Below are 18106 nucleotides of genomic sequence, written 5' to 3' on the forward strand. Positions count from 1 at the left end.
GGCCGAGGAGGTCCCCTTGTGCGCCTGTCTCGCAGCCTGGCCCCAGTGACCGTCGCCGTCTGTCTCGTCCTGTCGCTGCCGTACGACGCGTTGCCCCACGCGCGCGTGCCGGCCGCCCGGCAGGCCACCGCCGCACCCGAGGAGCCGTTCGGCGCGGAGTGCCGCACGGAGGTCCGCGGCTCCCGGGTCGTCGCCTACTGCCACAACCCCTACGCCGACACCGACCGCGTCCGTCTGCACATCGAGTGCGACCGCTGGTGGGATCTCGACACCGACGGCAGCCCCGCCGACGCGGGCCCCGCCCGGACCGTACGGCTCACCGGCCGCTGCTGGAAGGAGGTCCGCTCGGCCTGGGTCAGCCACCAGAAGCTGTGAACCGGCCGGGGCGGCACAGCAGGGGGTAGCTGGCCGCCTCGACGGCGGCGGCCTCCGCGTCGCCCGCGCGGATCGCGTCCACCAGCCGCGTGTGGTCCATGTACGTCTCCGGCGTCAGCTCCTCGCCGACATCCTCGCGCAGCCAGTCCCGCAGCACCTCGCCGAGGTCCGCGTACATCGCGCTCATGACGTCGTTGTGGGAGGCGGCCACCACCGCCAGGTGGAAGCTCGAGTCCGCCGTCACGAACGCCTCCGCGTCGCCCGAGTCCCAGGCTTCCTCACGGCGCAGGAGGAGCGCGTCCAGCTGCTTGAGGTCCTTCTCCGTGCGCCGTCCGGCCGCCAGCTTCGCCGCGCTCGACTCCAGCGTGGCGCGCAGCTCGGCGATGTGCCCGGGGTCGGCGTCGGCGAAGCGGCGGTGCATCACGCCCGCCAGTTCGCTGGTCGCCACGACGTAGGTTCCCGAGCCCTGTCTGATGTCCAGCAGCCCGTTGTGCGCGAGCGCCCGGACGGCCTCGCGCACCGTGTTGCGGGCGACGCCCAGCTGTTCGACCAGTTCGGGCTCCGTGGGGATGCGCGCGCCGACCGGCCACTCGCCCGAGGTGATCTGGGTGCGCAGCGCGGCGATGACCTGTTCGGACAGCGCCGAGCGGCGGGGATGGCTCAGGGGCATGGCACACCTTCGCACGGGTGGGGCGGCCCAGGGGAACCCGGGCATGGACAACCAATCATCCTATGATTCTATGATGGTCGGCATGGCTAGCGAGCAGACCCGGACGACGACACCCCCGCCCACCCGCACCTCGGCCGCGGGCGAGCTCCCGCGAACGGCCCCCCGCGCGTGGGACCGGGGCACACGGCTGCTCGTCGTCGGCATCGTGCTGGCCGCCCTCAACCTCCGGCCCGCCATCACGAGCCTCGGCGCCCTCCTCGAAGAGGTGCGCGACGGGCTCGGCATGAGCGGCAGCGTCGCCGGGCTCCTCACCTCCGTGCCCCCGCTGTGCTTCGCCGTCTTCGGCGTCATGGCACCCCGTCTCGCCCGCCGCTTCGGGCCGGGAGCGGTGGTGTGCGCCGGCATGGTCGCCATCACGGCGGGGCTGCTCCTGCGCCCCTACGCGGGCGGTACGGCGGGGTTCCTCGCCGCCAGTGCCCTCGCCCTCATGGGCATCGCCGTCAGCAACGTCCTGATGCCGGTCATCGTCAAGCGTCACTTCCCGGACCGGGTCGGCACCATGACCGGCCTGTACTCGATGGCCCTCGCCCTCGGCACCTCCGCCGCCGCCGCGATCACCGTGCCCATGACCGATGCGCTGGGCGGCAGTTGGCAGACCGGCCTCGCGCTCTGGGCGGGCCTGGCGGCGGCGGCCGTCCTGCCCTGGCTGCCGCTCGCACGGGACCGCGGGACGGCACCGGGCGGAGCGCGTGCGGAGGGGGAACGGCAGGAGCGGGGCCCGCGGCCCGCCCCGCAGGCCCACGCGCGCGGGCCGCAGCCGTCGGCCGCCCCGCTGCGCATCACCCGCAGCCGAACCGCCTGGGCGCTCGCCGTCTTCTTCGGCCTCCAGGCCACCGCCGCCTACATCACCATGGGCTGGATGCCGCAGATCTTCCGGGACGCCGGAGTGCCCGCGAGCACGGCCGGGCTGCTTCTCGCCGTGACGATGGCGATGGGCGTGCCGCTGGCCTTCGTCATCCCGCGCGTCGCCACCCGGCTGCCGCGCCAGGGCCCGATCGTGCTCGCGCTCGGCGGCTGCGGCCTCGTCGGATACGCCGGCCTGTACCTCGCGCCGGCCGGCGGCGCCTGGGTCTGGGCCCTGCTGCTCGGCATCGCCAACTGCGCCTTCCCGCTGGCCCTCACGATGGTCGGGATGCGGGCCAGGACCGGCGCGGGTGTGGCTCAGCTGTCGGCGTTCGCGCAGAGCACCGGCTATCTGATCTCCATCCCCGGCCCGCTCCTGGTGGGGGTGCTCTACCAGCACAGCGGCGGCTGGGGCCTGCCGCTCGCGCTCATGGCGGCCCTGATGGTCCCGCAGACGGTCGTGGGCGTCCTGGCCGGCCGGGACCGCACGGTGGAGGAGGAGGCCACCCGCTGACCCCCGGGGGAACCGTGGGGGACGCGGGGTGCGAGACTTGCCGTATGCCAGTGCTCGACCCGAACCCCCAGAACGGTCAGAAGAAGATGCTGATCGTCTTCGGCTCGTTCTTCGCCATCTTCGTCGTCATCGCCGTCATCGCGACCATCGCCTCGCCCTGACGGCCCGGCCGAGACGAGCCGGTCGTGACGACCGGCCGCATCCGCCCTGCCGCGATCCCGTCCGAGTGAACGGGGTGGGGTTAACCCCCCTGTCCCCTAGGGGGTGAGGGTCAGGGTCAAGTGGGTGGATCACCGGATGGGTCGAGGGCCGCCGATTCCGTAACTTCGAGGTGTGGCCGCAGGACGCGGATCACCTGCCAAGGTCCACGGACCACTCGAAGACAGCGGAGGCACCCATGTCGGCCCCTACGCACACCCGGCCCCACCCGGCCACCTCGGGCGGCGTCGACACCTGGCTGCCCTGGTGGGCCCTCGCCCTCCCGACGCTCGCCTTCATCACCCTGCTGGTGCTGATACTGAACCCCGCCGACGCCCACGCGGCCACCGGCGACCCGGCGATCACCCACCTCGTCGAGCGCGTGCAACAGCTGGTCACCCGCTAGGGCGGAGCTCAGGACCGCTGGTGAAGCCGCGTGTCAACTCCCTGCGCCCCGTGGCCTGTTTCATGCGAAGCTGGGACTCATGAGCGTCGCAGAACCCCGCAGGATCGTCCTCTTCCGCCATGCGAAAGCCGACTGGCCGCAGGTGACCGACCATGAGCGTCCGCTCGCTGAGCGGGGCCGTAAGGACGCCGCCGTCGCCGGACGCAAGCTGGTCGACAGCGGTATCCCCATCGACCTGGCCGTCTGCTCCACCGCGACCCGCACGCGCGAGACGTGGAAGCTCGCCGTCCATGAGTTCCCGCAGCGGCCGAAAACCGTCTACGAGGAGCGGATCTACGAGGCCTCACCCGGTGAGCTGATCGCCCTGCTCAACGAAACACCCGACGACGTGCGTGACGTCGTCCTGATCGGCCACAACCCGGGCATCCAGGGTCTCGCCGACATCCTCTCCGGCCGGAGCGACGGCGACGCCGGCGAGCGGATGCGCCGCCGCGGGTTCCCGGCCGCGGCCTTCGCCGTCGTCTCCTTCGACGGTCCCTGGAAGTCCCTGGAGCCCGGCGTGGCCACGCTGCGCGACTACTGGGCGCCCTCCGAGTGACCCACCCGGCACGCGCGAGGGCCCGGCACCGCGATGGTGCCGGGCCCTCCGCGTCCCTCGGGGCACCCGTGCGTCCGCGCGCCGGCGCCCCTGCGTCCTCGCCACGCCCGCGCGGGGCTACTGCTCGTCGTGCGTCTCCGCGGCCTCGACCTCTTCACGGGTGATGCCGAGCAGATACAGGACGGTGTCCAGGAACGGCACGTTCACCGCCGTGTGCGCCGCCTCGCGCACCACCGGCTTGGCGTTGAAGGCGACCCCGAGACCGGCCGCGTTGAGCATGTCGAGGTCGTTGGCGCCGTCGCCGATCGCCACGGTCTGCGAGAGCGGTACGCCCGCCGCCGCGGCGAACCGGCGCAGCAGCCGCGCCTTGCCCGCACGGTCCACGATCTCGCCGGTGACCCGGCCTGTCAGCCTGCCGTCGACGATCTCCAGCGTGTTGGCCTGCGCGAAGTCCAGCCCGAGCCGCTCCTGAAGATCGTCGGTGACCTGGGTGAAGCCGCCGGAGACGACCCCCACCTGGTAGCCGAGCCGCTTCAGCGTCCGGATCAGCGTGCGCGCACCCGGCGTCAGCCGGACCTCGGCGCGCACCTTGTCCACGACCGACGCGTCCAGTCCCGCCAGCAGCGCCACGCGCGCGTGCAGCGACTGCTCGAAGTCGAGCTCACCACGCATCGCGGCCGCCGTCACCTCGGCGACCTCGTCCTCGCAGCCGGCGTGCGCGGCGAAGAGCTCGATCACCTCGTCCTGGATCAGGGTGGAGTCGACGTCCATCACGACGAGCCGCTGGGCCCGTCGGTACAGGCCCGCGTCCACCACCGCGACGTCCACCCCCAGCGCCGCCGCGTCCGTGACCAGAGCGGTGCGCAGGGGCGCGGTCTCCACACCGGAGACGGCGAACTCGACGGCGGTGACGGGGTACTTGGCGAGCCGGAAGATACGGTCGATGTTCCCGCCGGCCTTCGTGATCTTCGCGGCCACCGCCGCCGTGGCCTCCGCGGTGAGCGGATGCCCGAGCACGGTGACCAGCGACCGGCCGAGGCCACGCGGCCGGTTGTCACCGATGCCGGAGATGATCTCGGCCTGCATCTTCATCGACTCGGCCCAGCTGTGGACCGTGGACCGCAGTTCCCCCTCGAAGCCGGTCGGCGGCTCGGTCACGAGCGCGCACAGCACCATCCGGCCTCGGGTGACGACCTGCTCGATGTCGACCACGTCGACGGAGAAGGCGGCGAGGGTGTCGAAAAGGCCGGCCGTGATGCCCGGCCTGTCCTTGCCGAAGATCTTGACAAGGAGCGTGGGGACGTCCGAGGACGAAGTCTGCAAAGCGCTCATGGTGTACCCACCGTATCCGGCACCCCGTGCCGCGCGCCGCCGAGGTCCGCCTGACGGACGGGGAACAGTGGATGTCGGTGAGGTGGCGCGCTCCACAACAGTCGGCCGCGGGCGTTCTGCGGGTGTTCCGGCCCCGGCCCCTCACCGCGGTCCGCCAGGCGGCCTGGGGCCCCTCGGAGGAGCGGGAGGAGGGGGTGGAGGCGGCGGCGGTCCCTCCTCCCGCTCCTCCGGTGCGGGCGGCGGCCGCTCACCGGGCCGTGGACCCGGAGGCCGGCGCGGCGTACGGGGAGCCGGCCCGATCGGCCGGACCACGGTCGGAGCGCCGTAGACGTCGTCCGTCCCCGGCGGACCGGCAGGCGGCCGCCCCTGGCCCGAGGGGGGCTCGGGCGGCCGGGAGCTCTCGTAGGGCCTCGACTGCCCGCTCCTGTCTCCCCTGGCCCGCTCGGGCCGGACCCGCTGCGGCCCCGCGTCCCGCGACTCACGCAACTCCTCCGGAATCCGCAGATAGGGATTGGTCGCCGGATTCGGCGGTCGGTACGAGGGCCCACCCGGCGCGTACGGCCCGGCCCGGTCGTCCGGGTACCCCGAAGGCCCCCCTGCCTCGCCGGGACCCGCGGAGCCCCACGGGTCACTCCGTGCCAGGGGCGCCGCCCGCCGCCCCGCGGCGCCGCTCGCCCACGCCAGCAGCGCACCGGCGGCCCCCGCCCCCGCGCCCCACCCGGCACCCAGCAGCAACGCCGCCCCGAGGTGCCCGTGCAGCTCGATCCCGGCCCCGAAGGCGTCGAACCCCAGCACGGACAGCGAGGCGTCCACGGACACGTTCGTCAACCAGGCGATCAACGGCAACGCCACGGCGGTCGCGGCCCCCAAGCGCACGGCACAACGCCCGGCGAACCCGACCGCGCCGGCCTCGCGCCCGCCCCGGCCCTCGAACCCCGCCCCCGCCCCCGACCCGGCCCTCGCGCGCGGCGCGAACCCCGCCGGCCCCACCGGCGTCCGCACCGCCGTCAGCACCCCTGCCAGCAGCATCATCAGCGCCGCCGCCACGCCCAGCAGCCACACCCGTCCGTCCAGCTCCGCGAGGCGGCCCAGCGTCACCGACTGCTCGGTGCCGACGCCCAGCAGATCGTCCAGCGGGTCCGGGAGGACGCTCGTCAGCGCGCCCGTCGCCCGTCCGTCCCAGGGGACGAACAGGCCGATCGGGATGCCCAGCCAGACCCCGTTCGGCGCGCCGAGCAGCGCCGCCCCCGCGATCCGCCGTGGGTGGTCGTCACCGATCGCCGCGTACGCCGCCGCGGCGAACCCGGCCGCCACGGCCACCAGCAGCACGGTCACGACGGCGGACACCGCCGGACGCACCACCCGGTGCACCGCCTCCCAGCCGCCCGGCAGCGGCGTCCGGCGCGAGGCCAGCAGCGCGATCACCAGGATGCCGAGGGACCAGCCGAGGCCGCCGAGCAGCGTGGGCGCCGTGTCGACGGTGAAGCCGACCGCGGCCTTCGCGTCGACGAGGTCACCGAGCCGGTCGGGCAGCAGTCCGCCGATGTCCCCGAGCCCGGGGATCTCCAGGCCGCCACCGCCACCGCCACCGCCCCCGCCGCCGGGCAGGTCGTCCAGCCCCAGCGCGCCCCCGTCGAGCGTGATGACGTCGTGACCCGCCCAGGCCAGGCCGCCGAGCATCGCCACGTACAGCGCGACCACCGTCCCGACGCGTGCGAGCAGTTCGGCCGGGGCGATCACAACTCCCGCCGAGCGCAGGGACCGCAGGAAGAACCACGACAGCAGCAGCGCGCCCACCAGGCTCACCCCCAATGGCGTGATCTCGATGGCCGTGTCCGCCTCCGCGCCCGTGAGCCCGAAAGCGGACACATCGCCCGACGGAGTCACCGAGCCCCCGGCGGCCAGGGCCACCACCGCGGCCGTCATCGGGCCCAACGAGCCCGCGGAGTCCGCCTCCAGGAGGTGCAGCCCCAGCGCCGCCGTCCCGGCCATCCCGATCAGCGCCCAGCTCACCGCCGCGACGGCGGCCAGCAGCACGTCGATCCACGGCACGCCCCTGCCGCGCGCCGCGCTCCCACTGCCTTCGACACCCGTACCGGCACTCATGCAGACCCCCCGATCCGCGGCGCGCAGCGGCGAAGATCGCCGCTTCCGTCCCCCTCGCGTGCCTTTACCACTCTCCGGCCCGGTTTCAACCCCGTCAACGGGAACGGCCGATACGCTCACGCAGGCTCTTCACAAGGCCCGACTTTCGGTCAGGGGGCCGCTACTGAAATAGTTCCCCCCGATGTTCGACATCCCTAGACTCCCCGTTGATGGGGCTAACTCGGGGGACAACTCAGTGGGGCTGGAGTGCCGGAACTCGTACTGGAATTGAACGGACGCACCTGGACGCTGGATCCGTCCAGGCCATACACCCTCGGACGTGATCCGCAGGGCGACATCGTCCTCGACGACGCCAGGGTCTCCTGGCGTCACGCCACGGTCAGCTTCAACGGGCGCAGTTGGGTCGTCGAGGACCACGGGAGCACCAACGGCACGTTCGCGCAGGGGCAACGGATCCATCAGCTGGAGATCGGCCCCGGCTCGGCGCTGCACCTGGGCAACGCGACCGACGGGCCGCGCGTGAACCTCTCGGGCACGCAGGCGCCCGCCGCGCAGCCCCAGCAGCCGTACGCCGCGCAGGCCGCGAACCCGGGCTGGGCCCAGCAGGCCCCGCCGCAGCAGGCACCTCAGGCCGGCTGGCAGCCGCCGCAGCAGGGAACGCCGCACGTCCCGCAGCAGCAGGGGCCGAGCGAGCCGTACGTGCAGAATGTGCCCGGTGGAGGCGCGGGGGCGCCGCCGGTCTACGGAGACCGCAGCCCGACCACGTTCCACCAGTTCTCCCTCGGCCGCGTGATGCGCATCGGCCGTGCCCTGGAGAACGAGCTGGTCGTCTCCGACCTCCAGGTCTCGCGGAACCACGCCGAGTTCCACTCGACGCCCGACGGCCGCATGGAGATCCGCGACCTCGGCTCGCACAACGGCACCTACGTCAACGGCCAGCCGATCCCCAAGGGCGGCTCGGTCCAGCTGGGGCCCACCGACATCGTGGGCGTCGGCCACTCGACGTTCCGGATCGTCGGCGACCGGCTCGAGGAGTTCGTCGACACCGGTGAGGTCTCGTTCTCGGCCCGCCATCTGACCGTCACGGTCGACGGCGGCAAGCAGATCCTCAAGGACGTCTCCTTCGGTGTCCCGGAGAAGTCCCTGATCGCGGTCATCGGACCGTCCGGTTCCGGCAAGTCGACCCTGCTCAAGGCGCTGACGGGCTACCGCCCGGCCAACCAGGGCGATGTCCTCTACGACAACCGGAACCTGTACAAGCAGTTCGCCGAGCTGCGCCAGCGCATCGGTCTGGTCCCGCAGGACGACATCCTGCACAAGGAACTGACCGTCAAGAGGGCCCTCAAGTACGCGGCCAAGCTCCGTTTCCCGGCCGACACCACGGCCGCCGAGCGCGACGCCCGGATCGACGAGGTGCTGCGCGAGCTGAAGCTCGACATCCACAAAGAGAAGAAGATCACCTCCCTCTCCGGTGGTCAGCGCAAGCGTGTCTCGGTGGCCCTGGAACTGCTCACCAAGCCGTCGCTGATCTTCCTGGACGAGCCGACCTCCGGCCTCGACCCGGGCATGGACCGCGATGTCATGCAGCTGCTGCGCGGCCTCGCCGACGACGGCCGCACGGTCCTGGTGGTCACGCACTCGGTGGCCGAACTCGCGATCTGCGACAAGCTGCTCGTGATGGCGCCGGGCGGGGCCGTCGCCTACTTCGGCCCGCCCGAGGAGGCGCTGAACTTCTTCGGCTACGACACCTGGGCCGACGTCTTCTCCGCCTTCGAGAACTACCGCGACTACGACTGGGCGGGCCGCTGGAAGGGCTCGCAGCACTACCAGATGTACGCCGCGGACATCGACGCCATCGCGCCGCAGTCCGTACAGATGCCGCCGATGCAGGCGATGAAGCCGCCGAAGCCGCAGGGCTGGATGTCCCAGTTCGTCACACTGGTGCGCCGCTATGTCTCGGTGATCGCCTCCGACAAGGGCTTCCTGGCCCTGACGGTGATCCTGCCGGCCGTCCTCGGCGCGGTGAGCCTGCTGATCGACTCCGGGAACAGTCTGCTGCCCAACCCGGTCAACCCGAAGACCGGCCGGATCATCCCCAACGGCACGGCCACCACCGTCCTGCTGATCCTCGCGGTCGGCGCCTGCTTCGCGGGCGCGGCCAACTCGGTCCGCGAGCTCATCAAGGAACGCGTCATCTACGAGCGGGAACGCGCCACGGGCCTGTCCCGGTCCGCGTACCTGATGTCGAAGGTGTTCGTGCTCGGCGTGGTCACCGTGCTCCAGGGCCTGCTGGTCGGCGTGATCGGCTTCGCGAGCCGGGAGATCCCGACCGAGGGCCTGGTCCTCGGCAGCGCCACCATGTTCGAGCTCTCCATCCCGATCATGGCGCTGGGCTTCACCTCGATGATGTTCGGCCTCGTCATCTCGTCGCTGGTCAAGACGGCCGAGAAGACCATGCCACTGCTGGTCATGTTCGCGATCATCCAGGTCGTGTTCACCGGCTGCCTGTTCACCCTGAACGGCGCGGTCGGCGTCAACGAGTTCTCGTACCTGATGCCCTCGCGCTGGGCGGTCGCCGCCGCGGGTGCCACGCTGGACTTCAACAAGATCAGCCCGCCCAAGGACGGCGGCGAGACGGACCCGCTGTGGGAGCACACCGTCGGCGCCTGGGGCCTGGACATGGTCGCCCTGATCGTCCTCGGTGTGATCTGCGGCTTCTTCGTGGCTCGCTTCCTGCGCCGCCACGAGCCCGAGGTCATGCGCAAGTAGTCGTCGCCGTAGTACGCCGATGGGCGGCACCCCGGTACGGGGTGCCGCCCATCGGCGTACGGAGGTGGCTCAGTACGCGCTGTCGACGTTGTCGATCGTGCCGTACTTGTCGGCCGCGTAGTTGGCGGCGGCGGTGATGTTGGCGACCGGGTCGTAGATGTTCCAGGACGTCCCGGCGACGTGGTACGCGGCGAAGGTCGGCGGGATCACCTGGAGCAGGCCCTTGGACGGGATGCCGTTGATGGCGTTGATGTCCCAGTTGTTGATCGCCTTCGGGTTGCCCGAGGACTCCCGGATGATGTTGCGGTGCAGACCGCTGTAGGAGCCCGGGATGCCCTTGGACTTCATGATGTCCAGGGAGTGCTTGATCCACCCGTCGAGGTTGTTGGCGTAGCTCTTGGTGGCCGCCTTCTTGACCGCGACACGCTCGGTGGACCGGCTCGCGGCCTCCTTGGCCTTGCGCGCGGCGGCAGCCTTCTTGGCGGCGGCCGCGGCGGCCGCCTTCTTCTTCGCTGCCGCTGCCTTCGCGGCGGCCTCGGCGGCGGCCTTCTTCTTGGCGGCGGCGGCCGCGGCGGCCTTCTTCTTGGCCTCGATGGCGTCGACCTTCACGCTCGTCGTGGCCAGCTGGTCGGTCACGCTGGCCTTGACGGCCTGCACCGGCGCAGCGCTGTAGGCGACCCGGGCCGAGGAGACGGCGTCCGTAGTGGTCGTCTGCGCGTCGGCCGGCACCACGGAGAAGGCGAGGGCAGCGGCACCGAGCGTGGCGGCACCGGCGATCGCGATCTTACGAGTGTTCTTGGGCATGCGGATGGACCTCTTCGAATAGCGCGGAGGTCGCTCTCTTCGTCCAACGGCGGACAGCGGGTGCTTTCGGCACGGGCGCCGCCGGGGGAGAACCCACGGCGCTGAGCGACGAGAGCCATTGTTAGCGGCCGCAAAATGGGCAGGCAAAGGTGTGACGTACTATCCCCGATAGTGGATCAGGGAAGGGCAAAACGGGACAGATAGAACCATCTGCCCCGTTCACCGCGTCCCCTTTATCTCCTATTGCCCGTAGTACGTGATCCGCGCCCTATGTGCGGGCTCACACGGGCCCCACCCTGTTCTCACTGGCAGTTGCCCGAGCAATGCTCTGCGTCAGCACTCTCCTCCGGAAGGACGAGGTGCACGTCCCCGAACTCGTGCCACAGGTAGCGCCCGCCCAGCGCCTCCTCGTAGCCACGGCTGATCGCGTCCCGCCCCGCCACCGCCTCCAGCATCAGCAGATGCGAGGCCTCCGGCTCGTGCAGCCCGGTCAGCAGCCCGTCCACCACCCGCACCCCGCGCGCGGGAGTGACCACCAGATCCGTCCATCCCGCACGCGCGCGTACGACCCCGTCCGACCCGGCCGCCGACTCCACGGCCCGCACAGCGGTCGTCCCCACCGCGATCACCCGCCCGCGCGCCCGCCGCCCCCCACCACCGCGCACGGCGTTGATCAGCCGCGCCGACGCCTCGGGCACCACGAACCGCTCCGGGTACGGCGGCTCGTGCACCTCCGCCGAGGCGACCCCGGTGTGCAGGGTGACCGGCGCGAACTGCACCCCCCGGCTCACCAGCTCCGCCACCAGCCCCGCGGTGAAGGGCCGCGCCGCACTCGGCATCTCCGCACTGCCCGACCCGTCGGCCGACGGCAACGCGAACACCGTCTGGTAGACGGACAGCGGCTGATCCCGCTCCGTGTAGGAGTAGCGGATGGGCCGCCCGTGCTCCCGCAGCAGCCCGGGCACCGCGCCGACGGGGGACACCCGCGCCCACCACAGCCGTCCGCTCCCCGGGCTCAGCGGCTCCTCCGGCGTCAGCCGCACACCCCCGGCCAGCCGCACCTCGGTCCCCGCGGGCCCGCCCGCACGCGCGCGGGTGGTGCCCTTCCCGTCCGGCTCCCGCAGCTCCACGGCCCACCGTCCGTCGTCACCGCGCGTGGAGAAGTGCACCACCACGCGCGCGTGCCCGACCCGGCCGTCCACGGCCGCCGCCAGCGTCGGCGAGGTGTTCACCACGAGCAGGTCCCCGGCCCGCAGCAGACACGGGAGCTCCCGGAACGCGTGATGCGTCGCCTCCGTCCCCCGCGACACCAGCAGCCGTACGTCGTCCCGGTCCCGTCCCGGCCCGCGTTGCTCGGCCGGCACCCGAGCCGACAGTTCCTGCGGCACCTTCCCCCACCCTCGGCTGCGCTCGTGCTGCGGCACCCCCAGCGCCAGCGTCATCGCCGTCCCTCCAGCAGGGCCGGAGCCCCGTACCGCCCGCTCGCCGGACGCTCGTCCAGCAGCCGCAGGAAGGCCGGCGCCACACCGGCCGGATCCGGCCGCGGATCGTCGTCGTCCGGCACGGCCGCCGCGTACAGGTCCGTGGCCATGTCCCCGGGGTCCACCGCCCACACCCGCAACCCCGGCTCCTCCGCACCGAGCACCGCCGCGAGATGGTCCAGGGCCGCCTTGGACGCCCCGTAGCCGCCCCACGTCTCGTACGCCTCGGTCGCCGCGTCCGAGCTGACCGTGATCACCGCGCCCGCCCGCGCGCCGTGCAGCAGCGGCAGCGCCTCCTGGACCAGCCCCAGCGCCGCCACCACGTTCACCTCCAGCGCCCGCCGCAGCCCGTCCAGGGGCAGCTCGGCCAACCGCACCAACGGCTCGGCGCCCAGCGCGCTCGCGTTGTTCACCAGCAGGTCGCAGCCCCCGAGCCGCCAGGCGGCCGCCACCAGCTCGGCCCGGTGCGCCGCGTCGGTGACATCCCCCGCGCGGGCCTCGACCCGGGCCCCGTGCGCCGCCACGGCCGCCGCCGTCTCCTTCAGCACCTCCGCGGTTCTGGCGTCGAGCACCAGATCCCAGCCACGTGCGGCCAGCGCCTCGGCCAGCGCTCGCCCCAGCCCCTTCGACGCACCCGTGATGATCGCAACCGGCATGACAACCGTCCCCTCGTCCGATCCGCCTCCGTCCGGCGGTGATCCCAACGTAGGAACCGGCCCCCCGCCCCCGCCTCGGACGCGGGACGCAAGCCGGAGGGGCCCTTCGTCGTACGCCCGGGCGCCCGGTCCCTTCGCCCTAGGCCGCGGTACCGGGGACCTCGGACCTAGGTCTTCCGCCGCAGCCCGTGGCCGTCACAGGTCCGATCCGCGCTGTCACACCCCGCCGGTACCGTGAGGGCATGAGTCAAGGCCCCCGGTCCGGCCTCGCCGCGGTGAGTTCCGCGCTGCTGGCCATGAGCAGGCACCTCGAGGTCCGCGACGTCCTCAAGACGATCGTCGCCTCCGCTCGCGAACTGCTGGACGCGCAGTACGCCGCCCTCGGCGTGCCCGACGACCACGGCGGCTTCGCCCAGTTCGTCGTCGACGGCGTCGGCGAGGAGCAGTGGAAGGCCATCGGTCCGCTGCCCCGCCAGCACGGCATCCTGGCGGCGATGCTCCAGGAGGCCCGGCCCCAGCGCCTCGCCGACGTCCGCAAGGACCCGCGCTTCGAGGGCTGGCCGTCCGCCCACCCCGAGATGTCCGACTTCCTGGGCCTGCCCGTCCGGGACGGCGACGAGGTGCTCGGCGCCCTGTTCCTGGCCAACAAGAACTGCGCCAGGCCCCAGGGCGGCTGCGGCTTCACCGAGGACGACGAGGAACTGCTCGCGATCCTCGCCCAGCACGCCGCGATAGCCCTCACCAACGCCCGCCTCTACGAGCGCAGCCGTGAACTGACGATCGCCGAGGAACGCTCCCGGCTGGCCCACGAACTGCACGACGCGGTCAGCCAGAAGCTGTTCTCCCTGCGCCTGACGGCCCAGGCCGCCACCGCCCTCGTCGACCGCGACCCCGCGCGTGCGAAGGGCGAACTGCAACAGGTCGCGGCGCTCGCCGCGGAGGCCGCCGACGAACTGCGCGCCGCCGTGGTGGAGTTGCGCCCCGCGGCGCTCGACGAGGACGGCCTCGTCGCCACCCTCCGCACCCACATCCAGGTCCTCGACCGCGCCCACGCCGCGCGCGTGACCTTCACCAGTCAGGGCGTCCGCGCTCTGCCCGCCGCGCAGGAGGAGGCCCTGCTGCGGGTCGCCCAGGAGGCTCTGCACAACGCGCTGCGCCACTCCGGGGCACAGCGCGTCGACGTGACCCTCGGCAAGCGCGGCCCGGGCACGGTCCTGCGCGTCACGGACGACGGCGGCGGCTTCGACCCGACGACGGTCCGCCGGGCCGGCCGCCACCTCGGGCTGGTGTCGATGCGGGACCGGGCGAGCGGGGTAGGTGGCACGCTCACGGTGGAATCGGCGCCCGGCAAGGGCACCACGATCGAGATGGAGGCTCCCGGTGGCTGACGCAATCAAGGTGCTGCTCGTCGACGACCACCAGGTCGTCCGCCGGGGCCTGCGCACCTTTCTGGAGGTGCAGGACGACATCGAGGTCGTCGGCGAGGCCGCCGACGGCGCCGAAGGAGTCGCTCTCGCCGAGGAGTTGAAGCCCGACGTCGTCCTGATGGACGTCAAGATGCCCGGCATGGACGGCGTCGAGGCCCTCCGCAGACTCCGCGACCTGGCCAACCCCGCGCGCGTGCTGATCGTCACCAGCTTCACCGAACAGCGCACGGTGGTCCCGGCCCTGCGCGCGGGTGCCGCCGGATACGTCTACAAGGACGTGGACCCCGACGCCCTCGCCGGCGCCATCCGCTCGGTCCACGCCGGCCACATCCTGCTCCAGCCGGAGGTCGCCGGCGCACTCCTCTCCCAGGAGGAGGGCACCTCGGGCCAGGGCAGAGGCGGCGCGCTCACGGAACGCGAGCGCGAGGTGCTCGGCCTGATCGCGGACGGCCGCTCCAACCGCGAGATCGCCCGGGCCCTGGTCCTCTCCGAGAAGACCGTCAAGACACACGTCTCGAACATCCTGATGAAGCTCGACCTCGCGGACCGCACCCAGGCCGCGCTGTGGGCCGTGCGCCACGGCGTGACCCGCTGAGCGGAAGGTTAACTTCCGATCCGAGATTCATACCGTAGTGGGAATGTCGCCCGGATGGCGCATCCTTCGTGGCCCGCCGCCGTTCTCCAGTGCGTGCCGCGGCGATTGCCGCGGCAATCGCTAGGAGGGGTCAGAAGTGAAGAACCTGAAGAAGGCAGCGGCCGTGACGATGGTGGCCGGCGGGCTGATGGCCGCGGGTGCCGGCATGGCCTCCGCCACCGACGGCGCCACCGCTCTCGGCGAGGCCAAGGGCTCGCCGGGCGTCGTCTCGGGCAATCTCGTCCAGGCCCCGGTGCACGTCCCGGTCAACGTGGTCGGCAACAGCGTGAACGTCATCGGCGTGCTGAACCCGGCCTTCGGCAACCTGGGTCTCAACCACTGAGGTCCCGCCCGCACCCGCGGTGACCGTCGGCCTCCCTCGGCCCCCACCGAGGGAGGCCGGTCTGTTTGTCGCTCCAATGATCCGAACGAGGTGTCTTTCCGGTGGGCCCCACATCGTTCCCGATCGCTTTCGCGTTGGGCAGTGTCCGACCCGCGGCCGGGTCGGACACGCAAACGCAGGAGGAACGCTTCTCATGAACATCGCCAAGAAGGCTGCTGTGGCCCTCACCGTCGCGGGTATCGCCGCGGGCGCCTCGGCCGGTGCCGCCGTCGCCGACGCGGGTGCGGAAGGCGCGGCCGTGAAGTCGCCGGGCGTCATCTCGGGCAACGTCGTCCAGGTGCCGGTCCACGTCCCGATCAACCTCTGCGGCAACACGATCAACGTGGTCGGCGTGCTGAACCCGGCGTTCGGCAACACCTGCGTCAACGACTGATCTCGCAGCCGCACCACAGAGGGGCCCACGCGTCACGGACGACACGTGGGCCCCTCTGCATGCCGTGACCATTCCACCGCCGCCCGGCAATCCAGCCCGTCCGGTGCTTGAGGACAAGGCCCCTTCAGGGCCGTAGGGGGGCCTGGGGGCACAGCCCCCAGAGGCTCACACCAACCCGGGCCACCTGAGCAGCGACGCTCACCGAACCCCCCGCTCCCGCTCCTCCACAACGGAGTTGTACGCGGCGACCTGCGCCCGCCGCCCCGTCCGCTCGACCGGCCGCAATGCCTCCGCACGCACCGCCATCTCCGCGGAGCTGACCGCGCCCCCGGGTCCGTTCTCATAGGCGAGGGACACCAGCAGCCCCACCCGCTGCGCCAGCTCCAGCACCCGCACCGCCCGCGGCGGGTACCCCGGCGCCAGGACCTCCCGCCCCCGCTCGGCCCGAGCCCGGTACGCGTCGATCGCCGCCTCCGCCACCGGCCCCGATCCCGCCAGATCCAGTCGCGCCAGCACCGCCGTGGCGTCCCGCAGCGCCTCCGCCAGTTCCCGCTCCGCCTCGCCCAGCGACGGCACGTCGGCGGGTGGAGCCTCCCGCACCGGCAGGCAGTGCCACACGACCTCGACATGTACATCACCGTCGGGCCCGGCCTCGTACACCTCCGGCACCAGCCCGTACCCGGCGCCGTGGCAGACCACGGCCTCCTCCGCCTCCAGCGCCCGCGTGTTGAACTCCGGCGGCCCGCTCAGCCCCAGCGGATGTCCCGGCGCGGGCAACGCCACCCGCAGCCCGTTCACCCCGAGCGCCCGCAGCCGCCCCAGCGCGAGCGTGAGTCCGACGGGCGCCGACTCACCGGGCAGCCCCTCCACCCGGTGCACGCCGTCCTCGCCGACGATGGCGTGGACGGCGTCGTCCGGTGAGACAATTCCGACCAACAGGGCGTTTCCCCAAGCGGCAAGGCGACCAGAGCGCGGTTCCGAGAGCATGCCTCCACCCTAAGGACCGGACCGATGGATCGGGCCGCCCGACCGGTGGCGTAGATTTTCCCGGAGAGGCCGCGCCCACCCATGCGCGGCGGTCCGAGCCACAGGCGCCCGCGACAACCGACCGGCCACACAGCAAGGGGAGACAACGCGCTCATGAGCGATGTTCTGGAGCTTCAGGACGTATCCGTGGTCCGTGAGGGCCGGGCTCTGGTGGACCAGGTCTCCTGGTCGGTCAAGGAGGGCGAGCGCTGGGTCATCCTCGGTCCCAACGGGGCCGGCAAGACGACCCTCCTGAACATCGCCTCCACCTACCTCTTCCCCAGCGCCGGTACCGTCTCCATCCTCGGCGAGACCCTCGGCAGCCCCGGCACCGACGTCTTCGAGCTGCGCCCCCGCGTGGGCATGGCCGGCATCGCCCTCGCCGACAAGCTCCCCAAGCGCCAGACCGTCCTCCAGACGGTGCTGACCGCCGCGTACGGCATGACCGCCGGCTGGCAGGAGGAGTACGAGGACGTCGACGAGCAGCGCGCCCGCGCCTTCCTCGACCGCCTCGGCATGAGCGACTACCTGGACCGCAAGTTCGGCACGCTCTCCGAGGGCGAGCGCAAGCGCACCCTCATCGCCCGCGCCCTGATGACCGACCCCGAGCTGCTGCTCCTCGACGAGCCCGCCGCCGGCCTGGACCTCGGCGGCCGCGAGGACCTCGTACGTCGCCTCGGCCGCCTCGCGCGCGACCCCATCGCCCCCTCGATGATCATGGTGACCCACCACGTCGAGGAGATCGCCCCCGGCTTCACCCACGTCCTCATGATCCGCCAGGGCAAGGTCCTCGCCGCGGGCCCGGTCGAGCTGGAGCTCACCTCCCGCAATCTCTCCCTCTGCTTCGGCCTCCCGCTCGTCGTGGAACAGGTCGGCGACCGCTGGACGGCGCAGGGCCTGCCGATGTCCTGACCGCTCCCTGTGCGCCCTGTCCCCGGCAGGACGTGCGGCCCTACCATGACGGTGTGAACGACATCGACGCGTGGGTGTGGTGGCTCGTCGGCGCGGCAGCGCTCGGAATCCCGCTCGTGGTGACCGCGATGCCCGAGTTCGGCATGTTCGCGGTCGGCGCGGTGGCCGCCGCCGTCGTGGCAGGCCTCGGCTTCGGAGCCGTCGCCCAGGTGCTCGTCTTCATCGTCGTCTCCGTCGCGCTGATCGGCGTCGTACGCCCGATCGCGACCCGGCACGCCAAGCAGCGTCCCCAACTCGCCACCGGCATCGACGCGTTGAAGGGCAAACAGGCCGTCGTGCTGGAGCGCGTCGACGGCTCGGGCGGCCGCATCAAACTCGCCGGAGAGATCTGGTCGGCCCGCGCCCTCGACACCGACCGCGCCTACGACGTGGGGCAGGAAGTCGATGTCGTGGACATCGAGGGGGCCACGGCGATCGTCATCTGACCCTGCGCAACTCCCGCACGACGTAAGTGAACAG

At 72.3% G+C, this 18106-nt stretch carries 19 protein-coding genes; 12 read left to right on the forward strand and 7 right to left on the reverse strand.

Annotated elements, in window-relative coordinates; translation table 11 throughout:
- Nucleotides 1-18: 18 nt before the first annotated feature.
- On the forward strand, nt 19-375 hold the full coding sequence (locus tag OHU34_RS32705) for a hypothetical protein (RefSeq protein WP_405769728.1): 357 nt from the start codon (nt 19-21) through the stop codon (nt 373-375).
- On the opposite strand, the gene OHU34_RS32710 is transcribed toward OHU34_RS32705, so the two are convergent.
- Nucleotides 356-1045 (reverse strand): FadR/GntR family transcriptional regulator, encoded by a 690-nt coding sequence (locus OHU34_RS32710; protein WP_142269634.1) that lies wholly within the window; start codon nt 1043-1045, stop codon nt 356-358. The two genes, OHU34_RS32705 and OHU34_RS32710, sit on opposite strands and share 20 nt — an antisense overlap.
- 70 nt (nt 1046-1115) lie before the next feature.
- On the opposite strand from OHU34_RS32710, the gene OHU34_RS32715 reads away from it, so the two are divergent.
- The 4 genes from OHU34_RS32715 (at nt 1116) to OHU34_RS32730 (ending at nt 3664) form a co-directional block, all read left to right on the forward strand.
- Nucleotides 1116-2462, forward strand: a complete 1347-nt coding sequence (locus OHU34_RS32715; RefSeq protein ID WP_142269633.1) for an MFS transporter — start codon at nt 1116-1118, stop codon at nt 2460-2462.
- Nucleotides 2463-2506: 44 nt separating this feature from the next.
- Nucleotides 2507-2623 (forward strand): SGM_5486 family transporter-associated protein, encoded by a 117-nt coding sequence (locus OHU34_RS32720; RefSeq protein WP_107095507.1) that lies wholly within the window; start codon nt 2507-2509, stop codon nt 2621-2623.
- 236 nt (nt 2624-2859) lie between these two features.
- Complete coding sequence (locus tag OHU34_RS32725; protein WP_020130396.1) at nt 2860-3066, forward strand: hypothetical protein; 207 nt, start codon at nt 2860-2862, stop codon at nt 3064-3066.
- A gap of 79 nt (nt 3067-3145) precedes the next feature.
- Nucleotides 3146-3664: a histidine phosphatase family protein gene (locus OHU34_RS32730; protein WP_142269632.1), complete on the forward strand. Its 519-nt coding sequence runs from the start codon at nt 3146-3148 to the stop codon at nt 3662-3664.
- Nucleotides 3665-3781: 117 nt separating this feature from the next.
- Here the strand turns inward: OHU34_RS32730 and serB are convergent, their stop codons facing one another.
- Both serB and OHU34_RS32740 read right to left on the reverse strand, forming a co-directional pair.
- Nucleotides 3782-4996 carry a phosphoserine phosphatase SerB gene (gene serB / locus OHU34_RS32735; RefSeq protein ID WP_405769733.1) on the reverse strand — a complete coding sequence of 405 codons (1215 nt, stop codon included), beginning with the start codon at nt 4994-4996 and terminating at the stop codon, nt 3782-3784.
- A 141-nt stretch (nt 4997-5137) separates the two neighbouring features.
- Nucleotides 5138-7102 (reverse strand): streptophobe family protein, encoded by a 1965-nt coding sequence (locus OHU34_RS32740; protein WP_405769735.1) that lies wholly within the window; start codon nt 7100-7102, stop codon nt 5138-5140.
- 246 nt (nt 7103-7348) lie between these two features.
- On the opposite strand from OHU34_RS32740, the gene OHU34_RS32745 reads away from it, so the two are divergent.
- Entirely contained in the window at nt 7349-9871 is a 2523-nt protein-coding gene (locus OHU34_RS32745; protein WP_142269630.1) for an FHA domain-containing protein, read from the forward strand.
- A gap of 69 nt (nt 9872-9940) precedes the next feature.
- On the opposite strand, the gene OHU34_RS32750 is transcribed toward OHU34_RS32745, so the two are convergent.
- The 3 genes from OHU34_RS32750 to OHU34_RS32760 form a co-directional block, all read right to left on the reverse strand.
- Nucleotides 9941-10675 (reverse strand): transglycosylase SLT domain-containing protein, encoded by a 735-nt coding sequence (locus tag OHU34_RS32750; protein WP_020130391.1) that lies wholly within the window; start codon nt 10673-10675, stop codon nt 9941-9943.
- A gap of 302 nt (nt 10676-10977) precedes the next feature.
- Entirely contained in the window at nt 10978-12117 is a 1140-nt protein-coding gene (locus OHU34_RS32755; protein ID WP_405769738.1) for an S-adenosylmethionine:tRNA ribosyltransferase-isomerase, read from the reverse strand.
- On the reverse strand, nt 12114-12812 hold the full coding sequence (locus OHU34_RS32760) for an SDR family NAD(P)-dependent oxidoreductase (RefSeq protein ID WP_405769740.1): 699 nt from the start codon (nt 12810-12812) through the stop codon (nt 12114-12116). The genes OHU34_RS32755 and OHU34_RS32760 overlap by 4 nt, the downstream gene beginning before the upstream one ends.
- 242 nt (nt 12813-13054) lie before the next feature.
- On the opposite strand from OHU34_RS32760, the gene OHU34_RS32765 reads away from it, so the two are divergent.
- The 4 genes from OHU34_RS32765 (at nt 13055) to OHU34_RS32780 (ending at nt 15649) form a co-directional block, all read left to right on the forward strand.
- Nucleotides 13055-14200, forward strand: coding sequence for a GAF domain-containing sensor histidine kinase (locus OHU34_RS32765; RefSeq protein WP_142269627.1), 1146 nt, complete (start codon nt 13055-13057; stop codon nt 14198-14200).
- Nucleotides 14193-14834 carry a response regulator transcription factor gene (locus OHU34_RS32770; RefSeq protein WP_142269626.1) on the forward strand — a complete coding sequence of 214 codons (642 nt, stop codon included), beginning with the start codon at nt 14193-14195 and terminating at the stop codon, nt 14832-14834. Before OHU34_RS32765 ends, OHU34_RS32770 begins: the two co-directional genes overlap by 8 nt.
- A gap of 136 nt (nt 14835-14970) precedes the next feature.
- Nucleotides 14971-15216: a chaplin ChpE gene (gene chpE, locus OHU34_RS32775; protein WP_057599241.1), complete on the forward strand. Its 246-nt coding sequence runs from the start codon at nt 14971-14973 to the stop codon at nt 15214-15216.
- A gap of 193 nt (nt 15217-15409) precedes the next feature.
- Nucleotides 15410-15649, forward strand: coding sequence for a chaplin (locus tag OHU34_RS32780; protein ID WP_142269625.1), 240 nt, complete (start codon nt 15410-15412; stop codon nt 15647-15649).
- Between the two features lie 198 nt (nt 15650-15847).
- Here OHU34_RS32780 and OHU34_RS32785 read toward each other — a convergent pair whose 3' ends face one another.
- On the reverse strand, nt 15848-16636 hold the full coding sequence (locus OHU34_RS32785; protein WP_405769745.1) for a hypothetical protein: 789 nt from the start codon (nt 16634-16636) through the stop codon (nt 15848-15850).
- A 153-nt stretch (nt 16637-16789) separates the two neighbouring features.
- Between OHU34_RS32785 and OHU34_RS32790 the strand changes: the two genes are divergently transcribed.
- Nucleotides 16790-17587, forward strand: a complete 798-nt coding sequence (locus OHU34_RS32790; RefSeq protein WP_054239278.1) for an ABC transporter ATP-binding protein — start codon at nt 16790-16792, stop codon at nt 17585-17587.
- Nucleotides 17588-17640: 53 nt separating this feature from the next.
- A complete protein-coding gene (locus OHU34_RS32795; protein WP_142269623.1) occupies nt 17641-18072 on the forward strand; it encodes an NfeD family protein in 432 nt (143 codons plus the stop codon).
- The last annotated feature ends 34 nt before the right edge of the window (nt 18073-18106 follow it).

Origin of the sequence: Streptomyces sp. NBC_00080 (assembly GCF_045041255.1) — a bacterium.
In the GTDB taxonomy this organism is placed as follows: Bacteria; Actinomycetota; Actinomycetes; order Streptomycetales; family Streptomycetaceae; genus Streptomyces; species Streptomyces coriariae.